This is a genomic window from Flavobacterium sp. KH_001 (assembly GCF_057840745.1).
On the sequence record NZ_CM174520.1, the window covers coordinates 1,158,097 to 1,177,404 of the forward strand.

Annotated in this window: 19 protein-coding genes; 15 read left to right on the plus strand and 4 right to left on the minus strand. The window is 32.7% G+C overall.

Annotation, left to right across the window (positions count from 1 at the left end; all coding sequences use genetic code 11):
• Nucleotides 1–23 precede the first annotated feature (23 nt).
• Entirely contained in the window at nt 24–1,334 is a 1,311-nt protein-coding gene (locus AC3ITQ_RS05170; RefSeq protein WP_489237094.1) for a phenylacetate--CoA ligase family protein, read from the minus strand.
• Nucleotides 1,335–1,469: 135 nt separating this feature from the next.
• Between AC3ITQ_RS05170 and purD the strand changes: the two genes are divergently transcribed.
• The gene (purD, locus tag AC3ITQ_RS05175; protein WP_489237095.1) at nt 1,470–2,744 is read left to right on the plus strand and encodes a phosphoribosylamine--glycine ligase; all 1,275 of its coding nucleotides are present in this window, start codon (nt 1,470–1,472) and stop codon (nt 2,742–2,744) included.
• 38 nt (nt 2,745–2,782) lie between these two features.
• Here purD and AC3ITQ_RS05180 read toward each other — a convergent pair whose 3' ends face one another.
• Nucleotides 2,783–3,013 carry a DUF6341 family protein gene (locus tag AC3ITQ_RS05180; RefSeq protein WP_017496855.1) on the minus strand — a complete coding sequence of 77 codons (231 nt, stop codon included), beginning with the start codon at nt 3,011–3,013 and terminating at the stop codon, nt 2,783–2,785.
• A 141-nt stretch (nt 3,014–3,154) separates the two neighbouring features.
• Here AC3ITQ_RS05180 and AC3ITQ_RS05185 point away from each other — a divergent pair, with 141 nt between their 5' ends.
• Nucleotides 3,155–4,084, plus strand: coding sequence for a DUF6427 family protein (locus tag AC3ITQ_RS05185; protein ID WP_489237096.1), 930 nt, complete (start codon nt 3,155–3,157; stop codon nt 4,082–4,084).
• Here the strand turns inward: AC3ITQ_RS05185 and upp are convergent.
• Nucleotides 4,079–4,732, minus strand: coding sequence for a uracil phosphoribosyltransferase (gene upp, locus AC3ITQ_RS05190; protein WP_489237097.1), 654 nt, complete (start codon nt 4,730–4,732; stop codon nt 4,079–4,081). The genes AC3ITQ_RS05185 and upp overlap by 6 nt on opposite strands.
• A gap of 111 nt (nt 4,733–4,843) precedes the next feature.
• On the opposite strand from upp, the gene AC3ITQ_RS05195 reads away from it, so the two are divergent.
• Nucleotides 4,844–5,449: a DUF4254 domain-containing protein gene (locus tag AC3ITQ_RS05195; protein ID WP_489237098.1), complete on the plus strand. Its 606-nt coding sequence runs from the start codon at nt 4,844–4,846 to the stop codon at nt 5,447–5,449.
• A gap of 39 nt (nt 5,450–5,488) precedes the next feature.
• Nucleotides 5,489–6,502, plus strand: coding sequence for a glycosyltransferase family 9 protein (locus tag AC3ITQ_RS05200; RefSeq protein ID WP_489237099.1), 1,014 nt, complete (start codon nt 5,489–5,491; stop codon nt 6,500–6,502).
• Between the two features lie 82 nt (nt 6,503–6,584).
• Here AC3ITQ_RS05200 and AC3ITQ_RS05205 read toward each other — a convergent pair whose 3' ends face one another.
• Complete coding sequence (locus tag AC3ITQ_RS05205; protein ID WP_375030923.1) at nt 6,585–7,637, minus strand: 2Fe-2S iron-sulfur cluster-binding protein; 1,053 nt, start codon at nt 7,635–7,637, stop codon at nt 6,585–6,587.
• Between the two features lie 128 nt (nt 7,638–7,765).
• Here AC3ITQ_RS05205 and AC3ITQ_RS05210 point away from each other — a divergent pair, with 128 nt between their 5' ends.
• The 11 genes from AC3ITQ_RS05210 to atpG all read left to right on the plus strand — a co-directional run bounded on the left by AC3ITQ_RS05210 (nt 7,766) and on the right by atpG (nt 19,061).
• Nucleotides 7,766–9,226 carry a DUF5687 family protein gene (locus tag AC3ITQ_RS05210; RefSeq protein WP_489237100.1) on the plus strand — a complete coding sequence of 487 codons (1,461 nt, stop codon included), beginning with the start codon at nt 7,766–7,768 and terminating at the stop codon, nt 9,224–9,226.
• An 84-nt stretch (nt 9,227–9,310) separates the two neighbouring features.
• The gene (locus tag AC3ITQ_RS05215) at nt 9,311–10,006 is read left to right on the plus strand and encodes an ABC transporter ATP-binding protein (RefSeq protein WP_375030921.1); all 696 of its coding nucleotides are present in this window, start codon (nt 9,311–9,313) and stop codon (nt 10,004–10,006) included.
• Between the two features lie 67 nt (nt 10,007–10,073).
• Nucleotides 10,074–12,710: a type IX secretion system periplasmic lipoprotein PorW/SprE gene (gene porW / locus AC3ITQ_RS05220; protein ID WP_489237101.1), complete on the plus strand. Its 2,637-nt coding sequence runs from the start codon at nt 10,074–10,076 to the stop codon at nt 12,708–12,710.
• 3 nt (nt 12,711–12,713) lie between these two features.
• The gene (locus AC3ITQ_RS05225; RefSeq protein WP_489237102.1) at nt 12,714–13,124 is read left to right on the plus strand and encodes a bactofilin family protein; all 411 of its coding nucleotides are present in this window, start codon (nt 12,714–12,716) and stop codon (nt 13,122–13,124) included.
• Nucleotides 13,090–13,317, plus strand: coding sequence for an AtpZ/AtpI family protein (locus tag AC3ITQ_RS05230; protein WP_489237103.1), 228 nt, complete (start codon nt 13,090–13,092; stop codon nt 13,315–13,317). The genes AC3ITQ_RS05225 and AC3ITQ_RS05230 overlap by 35 nt, the downstream gene beginning before the upstream one ends.
• Nucleotides 13,318–13,883: 566 nt before the next feature.
• The gene (atpB, locus tag AC3ITQ_RS05235) at nt 13,884–15,035 is read left to right on the plus strand and encodes a F0F1 ATP synthase subunit A (RefSeq protein WP_489237104.1); all 1,152 of its coding nucleotides are present in this window, start codon (nt 13,884–13,886) and stop codon (nt 15,033–15,035) included.
• 101 nt (nt 15,036–15,136) lie between these two features.
• Entirely contained in the window at nt 15,137–15,328 is a 192-nt protein-coding gene (gene atpE, locus AC3ITQ_RS05240) for an ATP synthase F0 subunit C (protein WP_053472986.1), read from the plus strand.
• Between the two features lie 126 nt (nt 15,329–15,454).
• Nucleotides 15,455–15,955 carry a F0F1 ATP synthase subunit B gene (locus AC3ITQ_RS05245; RefSeq protein WP_489237105.1) on the plus strand — a complete coding sequence of 167 codons (501 nt, stop codon included), beginning with the start codon at nt 15,455–15,457 and terminating at the stop codon, nt 15,953–15,955.
• Between the two features lie 4 nt (nt 15,956–15,959).
• The gene (gene atpH, locus AC3ITQ_RS05250; RefSeq protein ID WP_489237106.1) at nt 15,960–16,493 is read left to right on the plus strand and encodes an ATP synthase F1 subunit delta; all 534 of its coding nucleotides are present in this window, start codon (nt 15,960–15,962) and stop codon (nt 16,491–16,493) included.
• Nucleotides 16,494–16,531: 38 nt separating this feature from the next.
• Nucleotides 16,532–18,109, plus strand: a complete 1,578-nt coding sequence (gene atpA, locus AC3ITQ_RS05255) for a F0F1 ATP synthase subunit alpha (RefSeq protein WP_194656389.1) — start codon at nt 16,532–16,534, stop codon at nt 18,107–18,109.
• Between the two features lie 91 nt (nt 18,110–18,200).
• A complete protein-coding gene (atpG, locus tag AC3ITQ_RS05260) occupies nt 18,201–19,061 on the plus strand; it encodes an ATP synthase F1 subunit gamma (RefSeq protein ID WP_489237107.1) in 861 nt (286 codons plus the stop codon).
• The last annotated feature ends 247 nt before the right edge of the window (nt 19,062–19,308 follow it).

A 19,308-nucleotide genomic window follows, 5' to 3' on the forward strand; every position in this document is an offset into this window, starting at 1 on the left:
ACAAATGTAAGATTTTATTTATATTATAGGTAAGATTTGAATTGCTTTAATTTTCCGCGATTGGTTCTTTCTAAGACTTTTTTTCGGGTAAAAGTGAAGTTTAAATTGGGTTCAAGATATAAGGAAATTGCGTCTTCTATTTTTTGAATTTGATTTGAATCTAGTTCTTTTTCAGAAATATACTCAATTTCGAAAGTATCTAATTTAGTTTGTTTGATGATAAATTCTTTGACATTTCCATCGTCTTCAATTATACTTTTGGTTACATAATAAAAGGTCAATCCTGGTGATTTTTTTCCGCTTGGCAAAATCGCAACGTCATTTGTTCTTCCAATTAATTTCTTTAAAATTGGTTTTTGTAGCGTGCTTTTTTCATCTAAAATTCCGATGTCGCCAATTTCATATCTGATAAAAGGATTTGATTTATTGAATAAAGAAGTAATCACAATTCGGCCCTCTTCTCCGTAAGGGAGAACTTTATTATTTTCATCTAAAATTTCTACAAATAAAGTTTCAGCATTAACTTGCCATTCGCCTCTTGGATTTTCAAAAGCAATTAAATCCAATTCTGAAGCGCCATATTCATTAATAATAGGAATACGGAATTGTTTTTCTAAGAGTTTTTTATCCGATTCAAAAAGCATTTCCGAAGTAACAAAACAAGCTTTTAAAGTCGGGCAAATTTCTTTTAAAATAATATTTTTTTGCTCTAAATATTTAGCAAACAAAACAATAGAACTCGTATAACCGTTGAGGTAATCGAATTTTTTGGTTTTGAATTTCTGTAGAAATTTTTCCAGAATTTCATTAGACAAATCGAAAACCGGAAAACGAAAACGGCGGCTCAAAAAATCTTTAAAACGTTCTTTCTGATAGCCAACAAAATCCATTGGAATGCCATAAAAACGAGCTTGATACGAATGATTAAAATCGATGTTAAACCAACCAAAACGCATAATATTCGAAGCCCAGGTTAAAGCATGCGAATATTTGTCTTTGGCAAAAACAAAAGGAGTTCCACTGGATCCCGATGTTTTGTTGAGGTAAACGTTCTTTAAAGTATATCCTTTTGAAAGTCTTTCTTTGAGTGGTTTCTGTAGATTTTGCTTGTTCAGAATAGGTAAATCTTCCCATGTTGGAGTCGTTTTATTTCCAACTAATTCCTGATAAAAGGAGTTGTTTTGCAAATGAAAAGCAACAATTTCTTCTTTTTTATTTTGAAGGAAAACAGCATAATCTTCTTCAGATAAATTCACAATTCGGCCCAATTCGGCTTTTGCTTTCTTTATTGGAAAACCATTTAATTGAAGCGAAATATCGAAAAGAGAAATCATTTTTGAAGAGTATTTTTCATCAAAAATAATATTATCCGAGTACTAACAGAGAAGAATCACGAACTTTTTAAGATTTAATTATTTTTTACGTGTAAAAGCAATTATTTTTGCACCACAACTAAATACAACTATACCATGACAATTTTATTATTGGGATCAGGCGGAAGAGAGCATGCTTTTGCGTGGAAAATGATTCAGAGTCCGCTTTGCGAAAAACTTTTTGTTGCACCAGGAAATGCAGGAACAGCCGGAATTGCTACAAATGTTGACATGTCTCCAACCGATTTTGATGCCATAAAAGCATTTGTACTAAAAGAAAATGTAAAAATGGTAGTCGTTGGACCTGAGGATCCGTTGGTAAAAGGTATTTACGATTATTTTAAAAACGACGAAAGTTTAAATCATATTCCGGTAATTGGGCCATCAAAATTGGGTGCTCAATTAGAAGGAAGTAAAGAATTTGCTAAAGAATTCCTGATGAAACACAATATTCCAACAGCAGCTTATGACAGTTTTACTGCCGAGACTGTTGAAAACGGATGTGCTTTTTTAGAAACTTTACAGCCGCCATACGTTTTAAAAGCAGATGGTTTAGCAGCTGGAAAAGGAGTTTTGATTATTCAGGATCTTGAAGAAGCTAAAACGGAATTAAGAAATATGTTGGTTCATGAAAAATTTGGTGCTGCAAGTTCAAAAGTAGTTATTGAAGAATTTTTGGACGGAATCGAATTAAGCTGTTTCGTTTTAACAGACGGAAAAAGTTATAAAATCCTTCCAACAGCAAAAGATTACAAGAGAATTGGTGAAGGAGATACAGGATTAAATACAGGTGGAATGGGAGCAGTTTCTCCAGTTCCTTATGTTGATGCTGTTTTAATGGAAAAAATCGAAACCCGTATTGTTAAACCAACTATTGAAGGTTTCCAAAAAGACGGAATCGAATATAAAGGATTTGTATTCATTGGCTTGATCAATGTAAAAAACGAACCAATTGTTATTGAATATAACGTAAGAATGGGAGATCCTGAAACTGAAGTTGTGGTGCCAAGATTAAAATCTGATTTAGTAGCATTGTTTCAGTCTGTGGCAGATCAAAAGTTAGACACTTTTGAATTAGAAGTTGACTCAAGAAGTGCGACTACAATTATGGTTGTTTCTGGTGGATATCCTGAAGATTTTGAAAAAGGAAAAGTAATTACAGGATTAGAAAATATTACAGATTCTATCGTTTTTCATGCGGGGACAAAATTAGATAACGAAAATGTCGTTAGTAATGGAGGACGTGTATTAACTGTAACATCATATGGAGACGATTTCCAACAAGCCATAAAAAAATCTTACCAAAACATAGATAAACTAAGCTTTGATAAGATGTATTTTAGAAAAGATATTGGATTCGATCTAATATAAATAAATCCTCTAACCCTTTTCGGAGGGTTAGATATTTTTTATTTTAAAAAAGAGTGAGCCGTTGTATCTTGGTTTTCTGTTCCGGCATCATCAAAAATGCGTAATTGTTTAATCCAATAAACGATTGCACATGAACAGATGATCATAAAAATCCAGTTAATTGTGTTTGCACCAAACCAAGTTACAAGTTCCAAACGACGTAAAAAGTCTAGTGGAGCAAATAAAATGTTAACGAATAAGTATTGTATTCCTTCGAAAAAAGCTGTCATAATTTAAAAAATTATATGTTATTTATTGTTTTGTAACGCATTGAAGACAAAATTCAGGTAATAGAATCTTTTTTCAACTTGTTGGGTTTTTCCTTTTAAACAAGTATTATATTTACAATCACAAAAGTATAAAATATCCTTATGATAACAAGTGTTTTTAAAAAATCTACACCATTAAATTATTCTTTGGTCGTAATTTTAATACTGGTTTTCTTTTTTCTGTTTCAAATTCAGGAACCATCATGGATGAGTTCTTATTTTTTGGCGTTTCAAAAAATAAGTTTATTATGCTTCATTTCGGCTTCTTTTTTTCTGATAAACTTTATCGTTAAAAAGAACGGACTCAGTAAAGACAATGGTTACGCGATATTTTTCTATTTATTATTTATCTTATTTTTCCCGACGATATTTAATAACCCAAACGTTATCTACGCCAACTTTTTTCTGTTATTGGCGCTTCGAAGATTGATTTCACTTCAGTCATTAAAGGCCTCAAAAGAAAAAATATTTGATGCTTCTTTTTGGATTTTAGTAGCTTCTTTGTTTCAATTTTGGTGTATTCTTTTCCTTATTTTGGTTTTTATCTCCATTGTTTTTCACGTTTCGAGAGATTATAGAAACTGGGTTTTACCCTTTATAGCACTCCTGGCGGTCGCAATCATCTTTTTTTTGGTATCCTTAATTTTTCATTTCAATATCATTGAATTTTTTGAAAAACGAGCCGTAATTGATTTAAGGATTGATTATTTTAAGAACAATTATGAAAACGGAGCACTTTCAATATATGTCGCAGTAGCTTTATTTTTTGTGGTTTCGATATTAACAACCTTATCAAACAGACCTCAAATTGTACACACATCGTATAAAAAAGTGGTGGCCTGTTTTTTTATTGCAGTCTTTGTTTTTATTCTTTCACCTAACAAAAGCAATGATTTATTGATTTTCAGCATTACGCCTTTAACCATCATGGCAGCAAGTCATGTTGAATACGTACAGCAAAAACTAAACAATGAAATAGTGTTTTACGTACTTATTTGCTGTAGTTTATTTACGTTTTTCTCTCAGTTATAATTTACTTCCATAAGCAAGATCACCGGCATCACCCAGTCCGGGAACAATGTAGTTTTTCTCGTTTAATTTTTCGTCTAAGGCGGCAACCCATAAGTGACAGTTGTCAGGTAGATTTTGTTCAAGATAGGCAACTCCTTCCGGAGCAGCGATGACTACGACAATATGAATTTCTTTTGGAACCGCATTCTGAACTAATTTTTCATGAACTGCAACGATAGACTGACCAGTTGCTAACATGGGGTCCAGAAGCAAAACCGTTTTATCATTTAAATCTGAAAGTGCTTGATATTCGACCCTAATTTCAAATTCATGATCGTTATTTGGATGATATCTGCAGGCCGAAACAAAACTATTTTCAGCATGATCAAAATAATTTAAAAAGCCATTATGAAGCGGTAATCCTGCTCTTAAAATAGAACATAAAACCAAATCACTTTCTATTTCTGTAGTATTTTTAACACCAAGTGGTGTTTGAATTTCAACATCTTTATAAGATAAATTTTTGCTTAATTCATAGGCCATAATTTCGCCAATACGTTCGATATTTCTTCTAAAACGCATACTGTCGTTCTGAACATTTACATTTCTGATTTGACCTAAAAAGTGGTTTAATACGCTGTTGTTTTCAGATATATAATGAATTTTCATGAGGAGTTATTAGAATTATCAATGATTTGCGATACTAAAATGAAAAAACAACCGTTTTTTTCACACTATAAAAGTATAAAAAGTATCTTTGTCTCTCTAATAATTAAAGACATGTTTTCAAAATTAGCTTATTCTGTTTTCGAACAAAGTATCAAAGATTATCACCAGTTTGATAACGTTGATCAGCCTATAAACAATCCTTATCCAAAAGATAAATTTGAACATTTATTATATCTAAAAAACTGGATTGACACTGTTCAGTGGCATTTTGAGGATATTATTCGTGATCCACAAATTGATCCGGTTGCAGCTTTGACTTTAAAAAGAAGAATCGATGCTTCAAACCAGGAACGTACGGATATGGTTGAATATATCGACAGCTACTTTTTGCAAAAATACAGTACTGTAAAAGCAAAAGACGGTGCAAAAATCAACTCCGAAAGTCCTGCATGGGCTTTTGACAGATTGTCAATTTTGGCTTTGAAAATCTATCATATGCATGAAGAAGCAACTCGTGCAGAGGCTTCACAAGAGCACAGAGATAAATGTCAGGAAAAATTAAATGTTCTTTTAGAGCAAAGAAGTGATTTGTCTACAGCGATTGATGATTTGTTGACTGACATTGAAAATGGAGATAAATTCATGAAAGTGTACAAACAAATGAAAATGTACAACGACGATGATTTGAATCCTGTTTTATATCAAAATAAAAAATAATTGGCAGAATTGTCCAATAAAATTAAGCATATAGCCGTCATGAGACTATCCGCAATGGGAGATGTCGCCATGACGGTTCCTGTTTTACGCGCTTTTGTAAAACAGTATCCAGAAGTAAAACTAACCGTAATTTCCCGCCCTTTTTTTAAACCTTTTTTTGATGGAATCCCAAATCTGGACTTTTTTGCATTTGATGAAAAAGAAAGACACAAAGGTTTTCGGGGACTTTTAAGATTATATAAAGATGTCAAAAAGTTCAAAATTGATGCTTTTGCAGATCTTCATAATGTTTTAAGATCTAAAATTGTGAGTTTACTTTTCGCTTTAAGCGGAAAAAAACGTGCTACCGTTGATAAAGGAAGAGAAGAAAAAAAAGAATTAACCCGTGCGGAAAATAAGATTTTTAAGCAGTTACCAACCATGTTTGAAAGACACGCCAAAGTGTTTGAAGAACTCGGTTTTTCTTTAGATTTATCGAATCCTGAATTTCCACAGAAAGCAAAATTAGATTCAGCTATTTTAGAAATCATTGGCAGTCAAAATCAAAAGTTTATTGGAATTGCTCCTTTTGCACAATACGATTCTAAAGTGTATCCGATCGATTTAATGACTGAAGTTGTATCAACTTTAGCGCAAAATCAAAACTATAAAATATTGCTTTTTGGCGGAGGAAAGAAAGAGATTGATGTTTTAGATTCACTTTCAAAACCCTTTGAAAATGTAATTAATATGGCTGGAAAAATTAAATTTCAGCAAGAATTACAGTTGATAAGCAATCTTGATGTCATGCTCTCTATGGATTCAGGAAATGCACATATTGCGGCTATGTTGGGCGTAAAAGTAATTACGCTTTGGGGCGCTACGCATCCGTTCGCGGGATTTTTACCATTCAATCAAAGTTTAGAAGATGCTTTAACTTCAGACAGAAATCAATATCCAAAGTTACCAACATCTGTTTACGGAAATAAGATTGTAGAAGGGTATGAGGACGCGATGAGAAGTATTTCTCCAGAGAAAATAATTGCTAAGATAGAAGCTCAGCTTTTAAATTAAAGTTTAGATAAGTTCCATAAAAAAATCCAAATTCCATCTTTACAAGTGGGATTTGGATTTTTTTTATTGGAATTTTCAGATTCTAAACATCATCATAATCCACATAAATAGATTCTGATGTTGGATGTGCCTGACAGGTTAAAATTAATCCTGAAGCAATTTCTTTATCTGTTAAAATAGAGTTTTTTGTCATTTCTGCAGTTCCAGAAGTTACACGAGCCAAACAGCTGCTGCAAATTCCGCCCTGGCAAGAATAAGGAGCGTCAATTCCTTGTTTTAAAGCTGCATCCAGAATAGTTTGTTTTTGAGACATTTCGAAAGAAACTTCGTCATCATCAACTAAAACGGTAATTTTTGTATGTCCTTCAAGCGAAGTTTTGATTTCATGTTCCTGAGATGAAGAAGTAAAAAGTTCAAACTTAATAGCCGAATCTTTTACGTTTTTCTCTTTCAAAATACCAGAAACGGTGTTGATCATTTCTTCTGGCCCGCATAGGAAGAACTTGTCGAATTGAAGTTCTTTATGTTTATTATTCAACACAAAATTTACTGCTGATTTTTCGATTCTTCCAAACAATGCATTTTCGGCTTTAGCTTGACTAAATACATAATGCACGAAAAAACGGCCAACATATTTAAGTTGTAAATCGTGTAATTCCTGATGAAAAATAGTTTCTTCTGGAGTTCTATTTCCGTAAACCAATACAAAAGAACTTTTTGGCTCGCTTTTTAAAACCGATTTTATGATAGAAAGAACTGGAGTAATTCCGCTTCCTGCTACAAAAGCAGCATAATTTTTTTGTCTTTCAGCATCCGGTTCAAAGGTAAATTTTCCCTCGGGATGACCTACTTCAAGAACATCTCCGGCTTTCAATTTTGTATTGGCAAATTGAGAAAACAAACCGTTTTTAACCGCTTTTACAGCAATTCGCAATTCACCGCTTTCTGGCGCGGAGCAAATAGAATAAGCCCGCCTAATCTCTTGATTGTCAAGTGTTAATTTTAAATTTATATATTGTCCCGCAATAAATTTATAGTCTGGTTTTAGTTCCTCGGGAACATTAAAAAGTACAGAAACGGCATCTTTGGTTTCACGTTTTACCTCTTTAATTATCAGTTTTAAGAATGAAGGCATGATTGTATATTTTATGCAAAAGTAGCAAACGGCGGTTAATTCACAGACACTAAACGATTATTTTTAACTTTTTTTGTAACGTTTTCTTACATTTGATCTCTTACTACAAAACTCAAAACCAATTAACCATGATTAAAAAGTTTATTTACCTCGAATGGAAAGCCTTTACAAGATCGGCTTCATTTGGAGCAAACCTGGCAATGAAAATTTTACTAGGTTTTTTAATGATTTATTTTTCGCTGATTTTTATTGGAGCAGGAGTTGGAGCATTTTACATATTAAAAGAAATGAATCTTGAACCATTAGTAACGATTAATAAATTTTTGATTTATTATTTCTTATTTGATTTGGTAATTCGTTTGCTGATGCAGTCAATTCCAGTATTAAACATCAAACCATTATTGGTTTTACCTTTCAAAAAACCAACGATTGTTCATTTTTCGTTAGGAAAAACAGCATTGTCTTTTTTTAATTGGGTTCATGCACTTTTCTTTGTGCCTTTTTCGATCGTGCTGGCATTAGAAGGTTATGATGTTATTGGAATTATAATGTGGCTTCTGGCGATTTTCTCTTTAATATACATCAATAATTTTTTAAATATTATTCTGAGTAATATTGATAAATTGTTTGTTGTTTTTGTAGGAATTGCAATTGGTTTGGGTGCTGCCCAATATTATAAATTATTTGACATTACCATTTTTACAACACCTTTTTTTCAGGGACTGTATGCGCAGAAGGGATTATTTTTAATTCCGGTTTTAGTGTTGATCGGACTGTATCAATTTACGTTTAAGTACTTTAAGAAAAATTTATTTTTAGATGCAGGACTTTCTAAAAAAGAAGATGTCGCAAAAACTGAAAATTTAGTTTGGTTAAATCAATTTGGAACACTGGGAACGTTTCTTAAAAATGACATCAAATTAATCCGAAGAAATAAAAGATCTAAAACGACTATTGTTATGAGTGTTGTCTTTTTGTTTTATGGATTGATCTTTTTTGGAAACACGCATCAGCCAGAGGCAATGCATATTTTTGCGGGAATATTTGTATCAGGTGGGTTTTTATTTGTTTTCGGACAATTTGTACCAAGTTGGGATAGTTCGTATTACCAATTAATGATGACACAAAATATTCCGTATCGTGGTTACATTACTTCAAAATGGTGGCTGATCGTTATCGCGACTTTTATATCAACAATAATCGCTTCATTTTATCTTTTGTATGGTTGGGAAGTGTATTTAACAATAGTTGTCGGTGCAATTTATAATATTGGAGTTAATTCTCATTTAGTTCTTTTAGGTGGTGCATTTACCAAAACGCCAATTGACCTGAGCAATGCCGGTGGAGCTTTTGGAGATAAAAAAGCATTTAATGCCAGCGCGATGCTGCTTTCATTACCAAAGATATTTTTACCATTATTATTGTATTGGCTTGGACTTCATTTTGCCGACAAAACGGTTGCGTTGGCCTTAGTTGCCGGAGCTGGAGTTTTAGGATTTATCTTTAAAGAAAAAGTTTTTTCTCTTATTGAAAAAAGATATAAGCTAGAGAAATACAGCACGATCAGCGCTTACAAGCAAAAGAATTAATTAGTCAATTTGAAAATGTGTCAATTTGATAATTCACTTCTATTGGCAAAATCTAAGATCAACAATCTAAAATCTAAAATTACCATGATACAAGTAAATCAACTTTCAAAAAAATATAACGGAACTACAGTTTTAAATATTAACAATCTTGAAATTCCAAAAGGACAGAGTTTTGGTTTAGTAGGGAATAACGGAGCGGGAAAAACAACTTTTTTCAGTTTGTTATTAGATTTGATTCAGCCTTCAACCGGGCATATTACAAGCAATAATATCCAGGTTAATGAGAATGAAAACTGGAAATCTTTTACAGGTTCATTTTTAGATGAAAGTTTCCTTATTGGGTACCTAACTCCAGAAGAATACTTTTATTTTATTGGCGATTTGCGTCATCAAAATAAAGCTGATATCGATGCATTGTTAGCGCAACACGAAGAGTTTTTTAACGGAGAGATTCTGAATAACAAAAAATATCTTAGAGATTTATCAAAAGGAAACCAGAAAAAAGTGGGAATAATTGCGACACTTATCGGTAACCCTGAAGTTGTAATTTTGGATGAACCTTTTGCAAATTTAGATCCAACAACAGTTAGCCGATTAAAAAAGATTATTAAAGATTTGGCAGAAAATCCAGATGTTACTGTTTTAGTTTCAAGTCATGATTTGCAGCATACTGTCGAGGTTTGCGACCGAATTGTAGCATTAAACAAAGGGGAAATAGTGAAAGATATTCAGACATCAAAAGAGACTCTTCAGGAGCTGGAATCGTTTTTTGCCGTTTAAGTTTCTATATTTCAAAAAGAAGCGTATTTTTACACGTCATTATACTAAAAAGCCTTTTTAGAAGTTAATGGATTTAAACTCTTTTCTATTGAAAAAGAATACTCTAAAATATTGTTTTCCGTTCGTGTTTTTATTTTTTTTGATAGCTTGTTCTACCAAAAAAAACACGTTTTTGTCTAGAAATTCTCATGCTTTAAGTACAAAATATAATATTTTGTACAATGGAGGCATTGGTCTTGATAAAGGTTTGAAGTCTATTCAGGCAAATGATCAGGATAATTTTTGGAAGATGCTGCCTATTGAAAAAATGCAGGTTGACGAAAATTATGCAGGAGAAGAAAAAGCTAAAAATCCCGATTTTGAATTAGCTGAAACAAAAGCTACAAAGGCGATTCAGAAACACTCCATGAATATTGGCGGAAGAGAAAAAAACACTCAGATTGATGAAGCGTATTTAATGCTTGGGAAAGCAAGGTATTATGATCAGCGTTTTATTCCGGCTCTGGAGGCATTCAATTATATCTTGTATAAATACCCAAACAGCAGTAATATTTACACAGCAAAAATCTGGCGCGAAAAAACCAATATGCGTTTAGGAAATGATGCCATTGTGGTAAAAAACATTAATCTGTTATTAAAAAATACCGATCTAAATAAACAAACATTTTCAGATGCAAATGCATTATTGGCAGAGGCTTTTTTGCATCTGGAGAAAAAAGATAGTGCTGTAGCGAAACTTAGAATTGCTGAAAATTTTTCGCGTATAAATGAAGACAAAGCGCGTTATCGTTTTATTTTGGGACAGATGTATCAGGAAATCGGAGTACGAGACAGCGCGATTTATTTTTATAATGCTGTGATCGACATGAACCGCAAAGCGGATCGAAAATACATGATGCACGCGTATGCCAGAAAGGCACAAATGTTTGATTATGAAAATGGCGATCAGGATATGTTTATTGAAACCTACAATAAATTGGTAGATGATCGCGAAAACAGACCGTACTACGATATTCTATTTTACGAGATGGGTGTTTTTTTCGACACTTATAAAGAACAGGAAAACGCACTTGAATTTTATAATAAATCGTTAGCCAGAAAATCTAAAGATCCTTATTTGGTAGCTTCGACCTACAGAAACATTGGAAACATGTATTTTAAGAATACAGATTATACTATGGCTGCCAAATATTATGATAGTACATTAGTAAAATTAGATCCAAAAAGCAGAGAGTTTGCGTTTATTGAAAAAAACCGAAAAAACTTAGACAACGTCATTAAATACGAAGCAATTGCAAAACGCAATGATAGTATTATAATGGTGTATGGTTTACCAGAAACAGAACGAAAATCTTATTTCGAAAATTATATTACTGAGCTTAAAAAGAAAGACGATGCAAAACGTATTGCGGAAAAAATAGAACAGGAGAAATTAGCAAATATCGAGCGTAACTCAAATGCCGGGAACTTACCAACTGCTGTAAATCCACAAGCACCAGTACCTACTGATTTGCCGGGTGGAGGAGCAATGAATCCTCCTGGAGCAAATGACCAGGCGAGTACTTTCTATTTTTACAATCCAACAACTGTTGCTTATGGAAAATTGCAATTCAGAAAAATGTGGGGAAATCGATCTTTAGCCGGTAACTGGCGTTTGGCTTCTTCAAAAACAATTGTTAATCCGGTACTAAAAGATTCCTTAAGTATGCGTCAGGATTCTCTTAATGCTTTGCAGGATTCTGTTGTCGTTGAGAAGTATACCACGGCATTTTACGAAAAACAACTTCCAACCAGTCAGGTTGTAATGGATAGTATTGGTAAAGAAAGAAACTTTGCTTATTACCAACTGGGTCTTATTTATAAAGAAAAATTCAAGGAATACAATTTAGCGAGTGACAAACTGGAGCAATTACTGAAAAATAATCCTGAAGAAAAATTAGTATTGCCGTCGATGTATAATTTGTATAAAATATATCAGATTACAAATCCGGCTAAGGCAGAAAAAGTGAAATCGGATATAATAGGAAATTATCCAACTTCAAGATATGCCCAACTTTTAAATAATACCAATACAAGCGATTTGACATCACCGGATAAAGAATATAAAAAGTGGTATAAATTATATGAAGAAGAACAATTTGATGTTGTTTTAGATAATATTGATAATTTGATTAATCAATATGCCGGAGAGGAAATTGTTTCTAAATATGAATTATTGAAAGCCAATACTTTAGGAAAAGTAAACGGACTAGCTGCTTATAAAAAAGGCTTAGAAACAGTAGCAGATAATTATCCAAACAGTGAAGAAGGTAAAAATGCCCGTGAAATTTTAGAAAAACAAATCCCAGGTTTAGAAAAGCTTGATTTTACGGCAGTTGACGAAAAAAATTGGAAAATCATTTATGCTATTCCAAAAGGAGATACTAAAACAGCGAAACAAATTGAAGAATCGATTAAAGTATTTTTACAAGTTGAGAACTTCGAAAAACTAACAACTTCGTTAGACAAATACAATAAAACCGAAAGTTTTGTAGTTATCCATGGAATAAAATCTGAGGCATATGCCAGAGATATTTCGGGAGTTTTGAGAGACGATAAAAAGTACAAAATCACACATCCTGCCATTATCATATCAAGTGATAATTACAAAGTGATTCAAATCAAAAAAAATCTTGAAGTGTATTTAGCGCCTAAAAACCCATAAACCATGTTTGAGAAAGAAAAAAAAACCGGCACAGAACTCTTAGGAAAGACAAATAGAATAGTAGAAGGAACTTCTATTATAGGTGATATTGTTTCGAAAGCCGATTTTCGATTAGATGGAGAATTGATAGGGAATTTTACTTCACAGGGAAAACTGGTTATAGGAGCATCAGGAATTGTAAAGGGCGAAATTATTTGCCACAATGCCGATATTGAAGGTGAGTTTCAGGGAAAACTTAAAGTTTTAGAAGTCCTTAATATCAAAGCCACAGCCCACATTCAGGGAGAAGTATTAGTAGGGAAACTGTCAATAGAACCAGGAGCAGAATTTACTGCAACCTGTTCGATGCTCGCAAACACAAAAGAAGTAACTTTGAAAGATGGAAAAGGAGCCGAACAAAAATCAAAGGAATAAGTGGATAGCACTTATTAACATCCCCATTCAAATGGGCGTTATTATTTTCTTGTTTTCTTATTTAGGAACCTGGTTAGATGAAAATCATCCAAGTCCAAAAATCTACTATAATAAGATATTAGTCATGGTTGGTGTTTTTCTGGCTTTATATAATGTATACCGCCAGGTAAACGAAATCAATAAAACAAAGTAGTTTTACTTTTAAAAGAGCTTTAAATAAATGTTGCATCTTTGCATAAAATTATTTCAAAATGCTTTTTAAAGACAAAACAATTTTACATTTATTCTTTTTTGCTTTAGCATCCTATATAGTGCACAAAGCTGTATTTATTTTTTTTGATGTCCCAAATCAAAATTTTCATTATAGTATAGAATCGTTGTATTTGATTTTTTTTGCATTTGCAGCTGTTTTTTTCATGATATTATTAAAGTTCAAAATAAGTCATTTTGATAATATCGGAATGCTTTTTATGGGAGGAACTTTTATTCAAATGTTTTTCTTCTATTTTGTTTTGAGACCTATTTTGACAGATAAGCTCCCAAATATGGCAATTGAGAAAATCAATTTTTTTATAACATTTATTTTATTTTTGTTATTTGAAACGCTTTTAACTATCCGATTATTAAATGAAAAGCGTTAAAATAACGATTCTGTAAAACAAGGTTCAAAAATAATTTTTCATATCCTTTTGAATATTAATAAAAAATGTACCTTTGCACCAAATTTTAGAAACGTAAAAAATCAGATTTTCAACAGATATGGTGATTTCAAACAGACCACTCAGATTTATTCTTGTAGCTTTAGTAGCATGTCTTCCGGTAATAAGCTTTGCTAATTCGGAAAAAGACGCTGCACATACTCAAACTGAAGTAGCTCATGAAGCTGCTGCAGAAGGCCATCATGCAGAGCCAACTGATGTAAAATCTAAAATTAAAGGCTTTATTGGTCACCACGTTTTAGATTCACATGATTTTACTTTGACTCAGGATGATGAGACAGGAAAATATTATGGCTTCCCTTTACCTGTAATTCTTTGGGATAATGGTTTGCAAATTTTTTCTTCATCAAAATTCAACCATGGACATAGTGTAGCTGAATCTAACGGAAACTTCTATGCTATCAATCACCACAATGGTAAAATCTACAAAACAGATGCTGCCGGAACAATTACTGAAGATGAAAAGACAGGAAATCCGACAAATGTTCGTCCTTTAGATTTTTCAATTACAAAAACTGTAGTGTCTATTTTTGCAGCAGCGTTATTAATGTTTTGGTTGTTTTCAAGCCTTGCAAAATCGTATGCTAAAAACGGAGGTATTGCTTCAGGAGTTGGAAGAATTTTTGAACCATTAGTAGTTTACATTCGTGACGAAGTTGCAATTCCAAATATTGGAGAGAAACATTATAAGAAATACATGAGTTATTTATTGACGATATTTTTCTTTGTATTGTTTTTAAATATTTTCGGATTAACTCCACTAGGAATTAATGCTACAGGTAATTTAACAATTACATTTGCTTTAGCACTAGTTACTTTTCTAATTACAAATCTTTCGGCAAATAAAAATTATTGGGGACACATTTTCTGGATGCCAGGTGTGCCAAAACCAATGCGTATTATTTTGGCACCAATTGAATTGTTAGGAGTTTTCATCAAACCATTTTCATTAATGATTCGTTTGTATGCAAATATCTTTGCAGGTCACATTGTTTTAATGAGTATCATCGGATTAATGTTTATCTTTAAAAGCTGGATTGGAAGCAGTTTGTCTTTTGGATTATCATTTGTACTTTCTATTCTTGAAATTTTAGTTGCCTTTTTACAAGCCTATATTTTTACAATGTTATCTGCACTTTACTTTGGTTCTGCTGTAGAAGAGCATCACCATGAAGAGGAAGCTCATCATTAAAACTTAGATTCAAGATCTCAGGTAAAAAGATTGTCAATCTAAAAATCTGAATTCAAAAATCTAAAATCAAATTGAATGTTTAATTTTTAATATATATACATATGAACGGTTTAAATTTCATAGGAGCAGGATTAATCGTAATCGGAGCTGCATTAGGTATTGGTAGAATTGGTGGTTCAGCAATGGACGCTATTGCTCGTCAACCAGAAGCTTCAGGAAAAATCCAAACAGCTATGCTTATCGCAGCTGCACTTATTGAAGGTATTGGTTTCGCTGCGTTATTCGCTGCTTAATTAAAACACAAAAAAGAAATAGTTGCAACGGTTGGTTGCAACTATTCTTTAAAAATTAAAACATTAAAATTGTTTTTTATAGGAACAATTTAAAAAGACATAATTTAAAATTTATAATTATATATAATGGATAAGTTAATATATCAGTTTGAGTTCGGTTTGTTTTTCTGGCAAATACTAATATTTGTTGGATTAATTCTTTTGTTGAAAAAATTCGCTTGGAAACCAATTCTTGATGCAGTAAATGATAGAGAGCAAGGTATTAAAGATGCATTACTTTCGGCTGAAAATGCAAGAAAAGAAATGGAAAATTTGCAAGCTGATAATTTAAGAATTTTGAACGAAGCTCGTGCAGAACGTGACGCGATGTTGAAAGAAGCTCGCGAAATGAAAGAGAAAATGATTGCTGATTCTAAAAACGAAGCACAAGCACAAGGTCAAAAAATGATCGAGCAAGCTAAAGCGGCTATCGAAAGTGAAAAAAATGCTGCTATGGCTGAATTGAAATTACAAGTTTCGACTTTATCATTAAGCATTGCTGAAAAATTGTTAAAAGAAGAACTATCTAACAAAGAATCTCAAACTAAATTAGTTGAGAAAATGTTAGGTGACGTAAAGTTAAACTAAGATTATGGCAAGTACAAGAGCAGCAATTCGTTATGCAAAAGCAATTCTAGACTTAGCAAACTCTAAAGGTGTTGCCGAAGCTGTAAATAACGATATGAAGTTAATTGCTTCTACAATTGAAAGCAATTTAGAATTAAGTACTTTTATTCAAAACCCAACTACAAAAGTTGAAGTTAAAGAAAGTGCTCTTTTAGAAGTTTTTGCTAGTGTAAATGGTGTAACTAAAGGGTTGTTTCATTTATTATTCGAAAACAAAAGATTCGAAATTCTAGAGGCAATCGCAGTAGAATATAGTAGAGTTTTTGATGAAAGTAATGGAATTGAAGTAGCAAAAGTTACCACAGCTATTCCTATGGATGCAGCTTTGGAAGCTAAAGTTTTAGCAAAAGTTTCAACTTTATCAGATAAAAAAATAACAATTGAAAATATAGTAGATCCAGCAATTATTGGAGGATTTATTTTAAGAATAGGTGATCAACAATACAACGCTTCTGTTGCAAACAGATTACAAGTATTAAAAAGAGAGTTAAGTAATTAGTTTTATTACACATAAAAGTGTCTAAATTATAAATTAAGATGGCGGAAATCAAACCTGCTGAAATTTCAGCAATATTAAGAAAGCAAGTAGAAGGTTTTGAATCTGGTGCTACGCTAGAGGAAGTAGGAACGGTACTTCAAGTTGGAGATGGTATTGCTCGTATTTACGGGCTATCGAATGTACAATATGGTGAGTTAGTTGAATTTGAAAACGGACTTGAAGCTATTGTACTGAACCTTGAAGAAGACAATGTTGGTGTGGTACTTTTAGGACCATCAACTGGAATCAAAGAAGGATCAACAGCAAAAAGAACACAACGTATTGCTTCTCTTAAAGTAGGTGAGCAAATGGTAGGACGTGTAGTAAACACTCTTGGTTTTCCAATTGATGGAAAAGGACCAATTGGTGGAGACTTATACGAAATGCCTTTAGAAAGAAAAGCTCCTGGAGTTATCTTCCGTCAGCCAGTTACTGAGCCATTACAAACAGGAGTAAAAGCAGTAGATGCTATGATCCCGGTTGGACGTGGACAACGTGAGCTTGTAATTGGTGACCGTCAAACAGGTAAATCAACTGTTTGTATCGATACAATCTTAAATCAAAAAGAATTTTACGATGCAGGAAAACCTGTATTCTGTATATATGTTGCAATTGGGCAAAAAGCTTCAACTGTAGCAGGAATCGCTAAAATGTTAGAAGAAAAAGGTGCAATGGCTTATACAGTTATTGTTGCAGCTAACGCTTCTGATCCGGCTCCAATGCAAGTTTACGCTCCTTTCGCAGGTGCTGCAATTGGCGAATATTTTAGAGATTCAGGTCGTCCTGCACTTATTGTGTATGATGATTTATCTAAACAAGCTGTTGCTTACCGTGAGGTTTCTCTTTTATTAAGAAGACCACCAGGACGTGAGGCTTACCCTGGAGACGTTTTCTACTTACACTCTCGTTTATTAGAGCGTGCTTGTAAAGTAATTGCTGATGATGGAATTGCTAAAAACATGAACGATTTACCAGATTCTATCAAGTCTATCGTAAAAGGTGGTGGTTCATTAACTGCTTTACCAATTATCGAAACTCAGGCTGGTGACGTTTCTGCATATATCCCAACAAACGTAATTTCGATTACAGATGGTCAGATTTTCCTTGATGGAGATTTGTTCAACTCTGGAGTTCGTCCTGCGATCAACGTAGGTATTTCTGTATCTCGTGTTGGAGGTAATGCTCAAATTAAATCAATGAAAAAAGTTTCTGGAACTTTAAAATTAGACCAGGCTCAATTCCGTGAATTGGAAGCTTTCGCTAAATTTGGTTCTGATCTTGATTCAGTTACTTTAAACGTAATTGAAAAAGGAAGAAGAAACGTTGAAATCTTGAAACAAGGTCTAAACGATCCTTATACAGTTGAAAATCAAGTAGCAATTATTTACGCTGGTTCTAAAAACTTATTGAAAAACGTTCCTGTAAATAAAGTAAAAGAATTTGAAGCTGATTTCTTAGCTTACTTAAACAGTAAACATAAAGATACGCTTAATGCGTTGAAAGCTGGTAAATTAGATGACAACATTACTGATGTTATCGAAAAAGCAGCAAAAGAAATTTCAGCAAAATATATCTAATTAGATAATTCGTTAATTAGATAATTAGAAAATATCTCAGGAAACTTTCTAATTATCTAATTATCAAATTGTCACATTTTTTAATCGACAAATGGCAAATTTAAAGGAAATCCGTAATAGAATTACTTCCGTTTCATCGACGATGCAAATTACATCGGCTATGAAAATGGTTTCTGCTGCAAAGCTTAAGAAAGCACAAGATGCAATCACTGCGATGCGCCCTTATGCCGAGAAATTAACGGAGTTGTTACAAAATCTTTCTGCTACACTTGATGGTGAAGTTGGAGGTGATTACACGACACAACGTGAAGTAAAAAAAGTATTGCTTGTAGCTATAACTTCTAATAGAGGTTTATGTGGTGCATTCAATTCTAACGTAATTAAAGAGATTAAAAATCGTGCTGCTTTTTACGCTGGAAAACAAGTTGATGTTTTTCCAATCGGTAAAAAAGGAAATGATGTGCTAAGTAAAACTTTTAAAGTTCACGGTCATCATAATGCCATTTTTGATCATTTGACTTTTGAAAATGTTGCCGGAATTGCAGATAATTTGACTGAAAAATTCTTATCTGGAGAATATGACAGAATCGAATTAATCTACAATCAGTTTAAAAATGCTGCGACTCAAATTGTTCAGACAGAACAATTTTTACCGTTAGCTCCAATTAAATCTGATGTACCAGTTTCAGCTGCAGATTACATTTTCGAACCTTCAAAAGAAGAAATCGTGTTAACTTTGATTCCTAAATCATTGAAAACACAATTATACAAAGGTATTCGTGATTCATTTGCTTCAGAACATGGAGCGCGTATGACAGCTATGCACAAAGCAACTGACAACGCAACTGAATTGAGAAACCAATTGAAATTAACATACAATAAAGCACGTCAGGCATCTATTACTAATGAGATCTTAGAGATCGTTGGTGGAGCAGAAGCTTTGAATGGATAAGACGTATTTTAAGAAAATAGCTAAAAAGAGCCAACTTATTGTTGGCTCTTTTTTTTTGACAATTATTTTTGATGTCCAATAAATTAATAAAATTCGTGAAATTTTTTTTTCGTTTTCAGAGAATTTATGAGAATTAACTTATTTGGTAATTAAATAGTTACAATTTGATTTTAAAAATATATATATTTATGCCTTTATAATTAGTAACTTTTTAACACTTTCTGCGTATAACATTTAACAACCAAAA

Excerpts from the sequence above, each read along its gene's own strand:
- AC3ITQ_RS05170 (WP_489237094.1), bottom strand. The coding sequence starts at position 1,334 with ATGATTTCTCTTTTCGATATTTCGCTTCAATTAAATGGTTTTCCAATA.
- purD (WP_489237095.1), top strand. The coding sequence starts at position 1,470 with ATGACAATTTTATTATTGGGATCAGGCGGAAGAGAGCATGCTTTTGCG.
- AC3ITQ_RS05180 (WP_017496855.1), bottom strand. The coding sequence starts at position 3,013 with ATGACAGCTTTTTTCGAAGGAATACAATACTTATTCGTTAACATTTTA.
- AC3ITQ_RS05185 (WP_489237096.1), top strand. The coding sequence starts at position 3,155 with ATGATAACAAGTGTTTTTAAAAAATCTACACCATTAAATTATTCTTTG.
- upp (WP_489237097.1), bottom strand. The coding sequence starts at position 4,732 with ATGAAAATTCATTATATATCTGAAAACAACAGCGTATTAAACCACTTT.
- AC3ITQ_RS05195 (WP_489237098.1), top strand. The coding sequence starts at position 4,844 with ATGTTTTCAAAATTAGCTTATTCTGTTTTCGAACAAAGTATCAAAGAT.
- AC3ITQ_RS05200 (WP_489237099.1), top strand. The coding sequence starts at position 5,489 with ATGAGACTATCCGCAATGGGAGATGTCGCCATGACGGTTCCTGTTTTA.
- AC3ITQ_RS05205 (WP_375030923.1), bottom strand. The coding sequence starts at position 7,637 with ATGCCTTCATTCTTAAAACTGATAATTAAAGAGGTAAAACGTGAAACC.
- AC3ITQ_RS05210 (WP_489237100.1), top strand. The coding sequence starts at position 7,766 with ATGATTAAAAAGTTTATTTACCTCGAATGGAAAGCCTTTACAAGATCG.
- AC3ITQ_RS05215 (WP_375030921.1), top strand. The coding sequence starts at position 9,311 with ATGATACAAGTAAATCAACTTTCAAAAAAATATAACGGAACTACAGTT.
- porW (WP_489237101.1), top strand. The coding sequence starts at position 10,074 with ATGGATTTAAACTCTTTTCTATTGAAAAAGAATACTCTAAAATATTGT.
- AC3ITQ_RS05225 (WP_489237102.1), top strand. The coding sequence starts at position 12,714 with ATGTTTGAGAAAGAAAAAAAAACCGGCACAGAACTCTTAGGAAAGACA.
- AC3ITQ_RS05230 (WP_489237103.1), top strand. The coding sequence starts at position 13,090 with ATGGAAAAGGAGCCGAACAAAAATCAAAGGAATAAGTGGATAGCACTT.
- atpB (WP_489237104.1), top strand. The coding sequence starts at position 13,884 with ATGGTGATTTCAAACAGACCACTCAGATTTATTCTTGTAGCTTTAGTA.
- atpE (WP_053472986.1), top strand. The coding sequence starts at position 15,137 with ATGAACGGTTTAAATTTCATAGGAGCAGGATTAATCGTAATCGGAGCT.
- AC3ITQ_RS05245 (WP_489237105.1), top strand. The coding sequence starts at position 15,455 with ATGGATAAGTTAATATATCAGTTTGAGTTCGGTTTGTTTTTCTGGCAA.
- atpH (WP_489237106.1), top strand. The coding sequence starts at position 15,960 with ATGGCAAGTACAAGAGCAGCAATTCGTTATGCAAAAGCAATTCTAGAC.
- atpA (WP_194656389.1), top strand. The coding sequence starts at position 16,532 with ATGGCGGAAATCAAACCTGCTGAAATTTCAGCAATATTAAGAAAGCAA.
- atpG (WP_489237107.1), top strand. The coding sequence starts at position 18,201 with ATGGCAAATTTAAAGGAAATCCGTAATAGAATTACTTCCGTTTCATCG.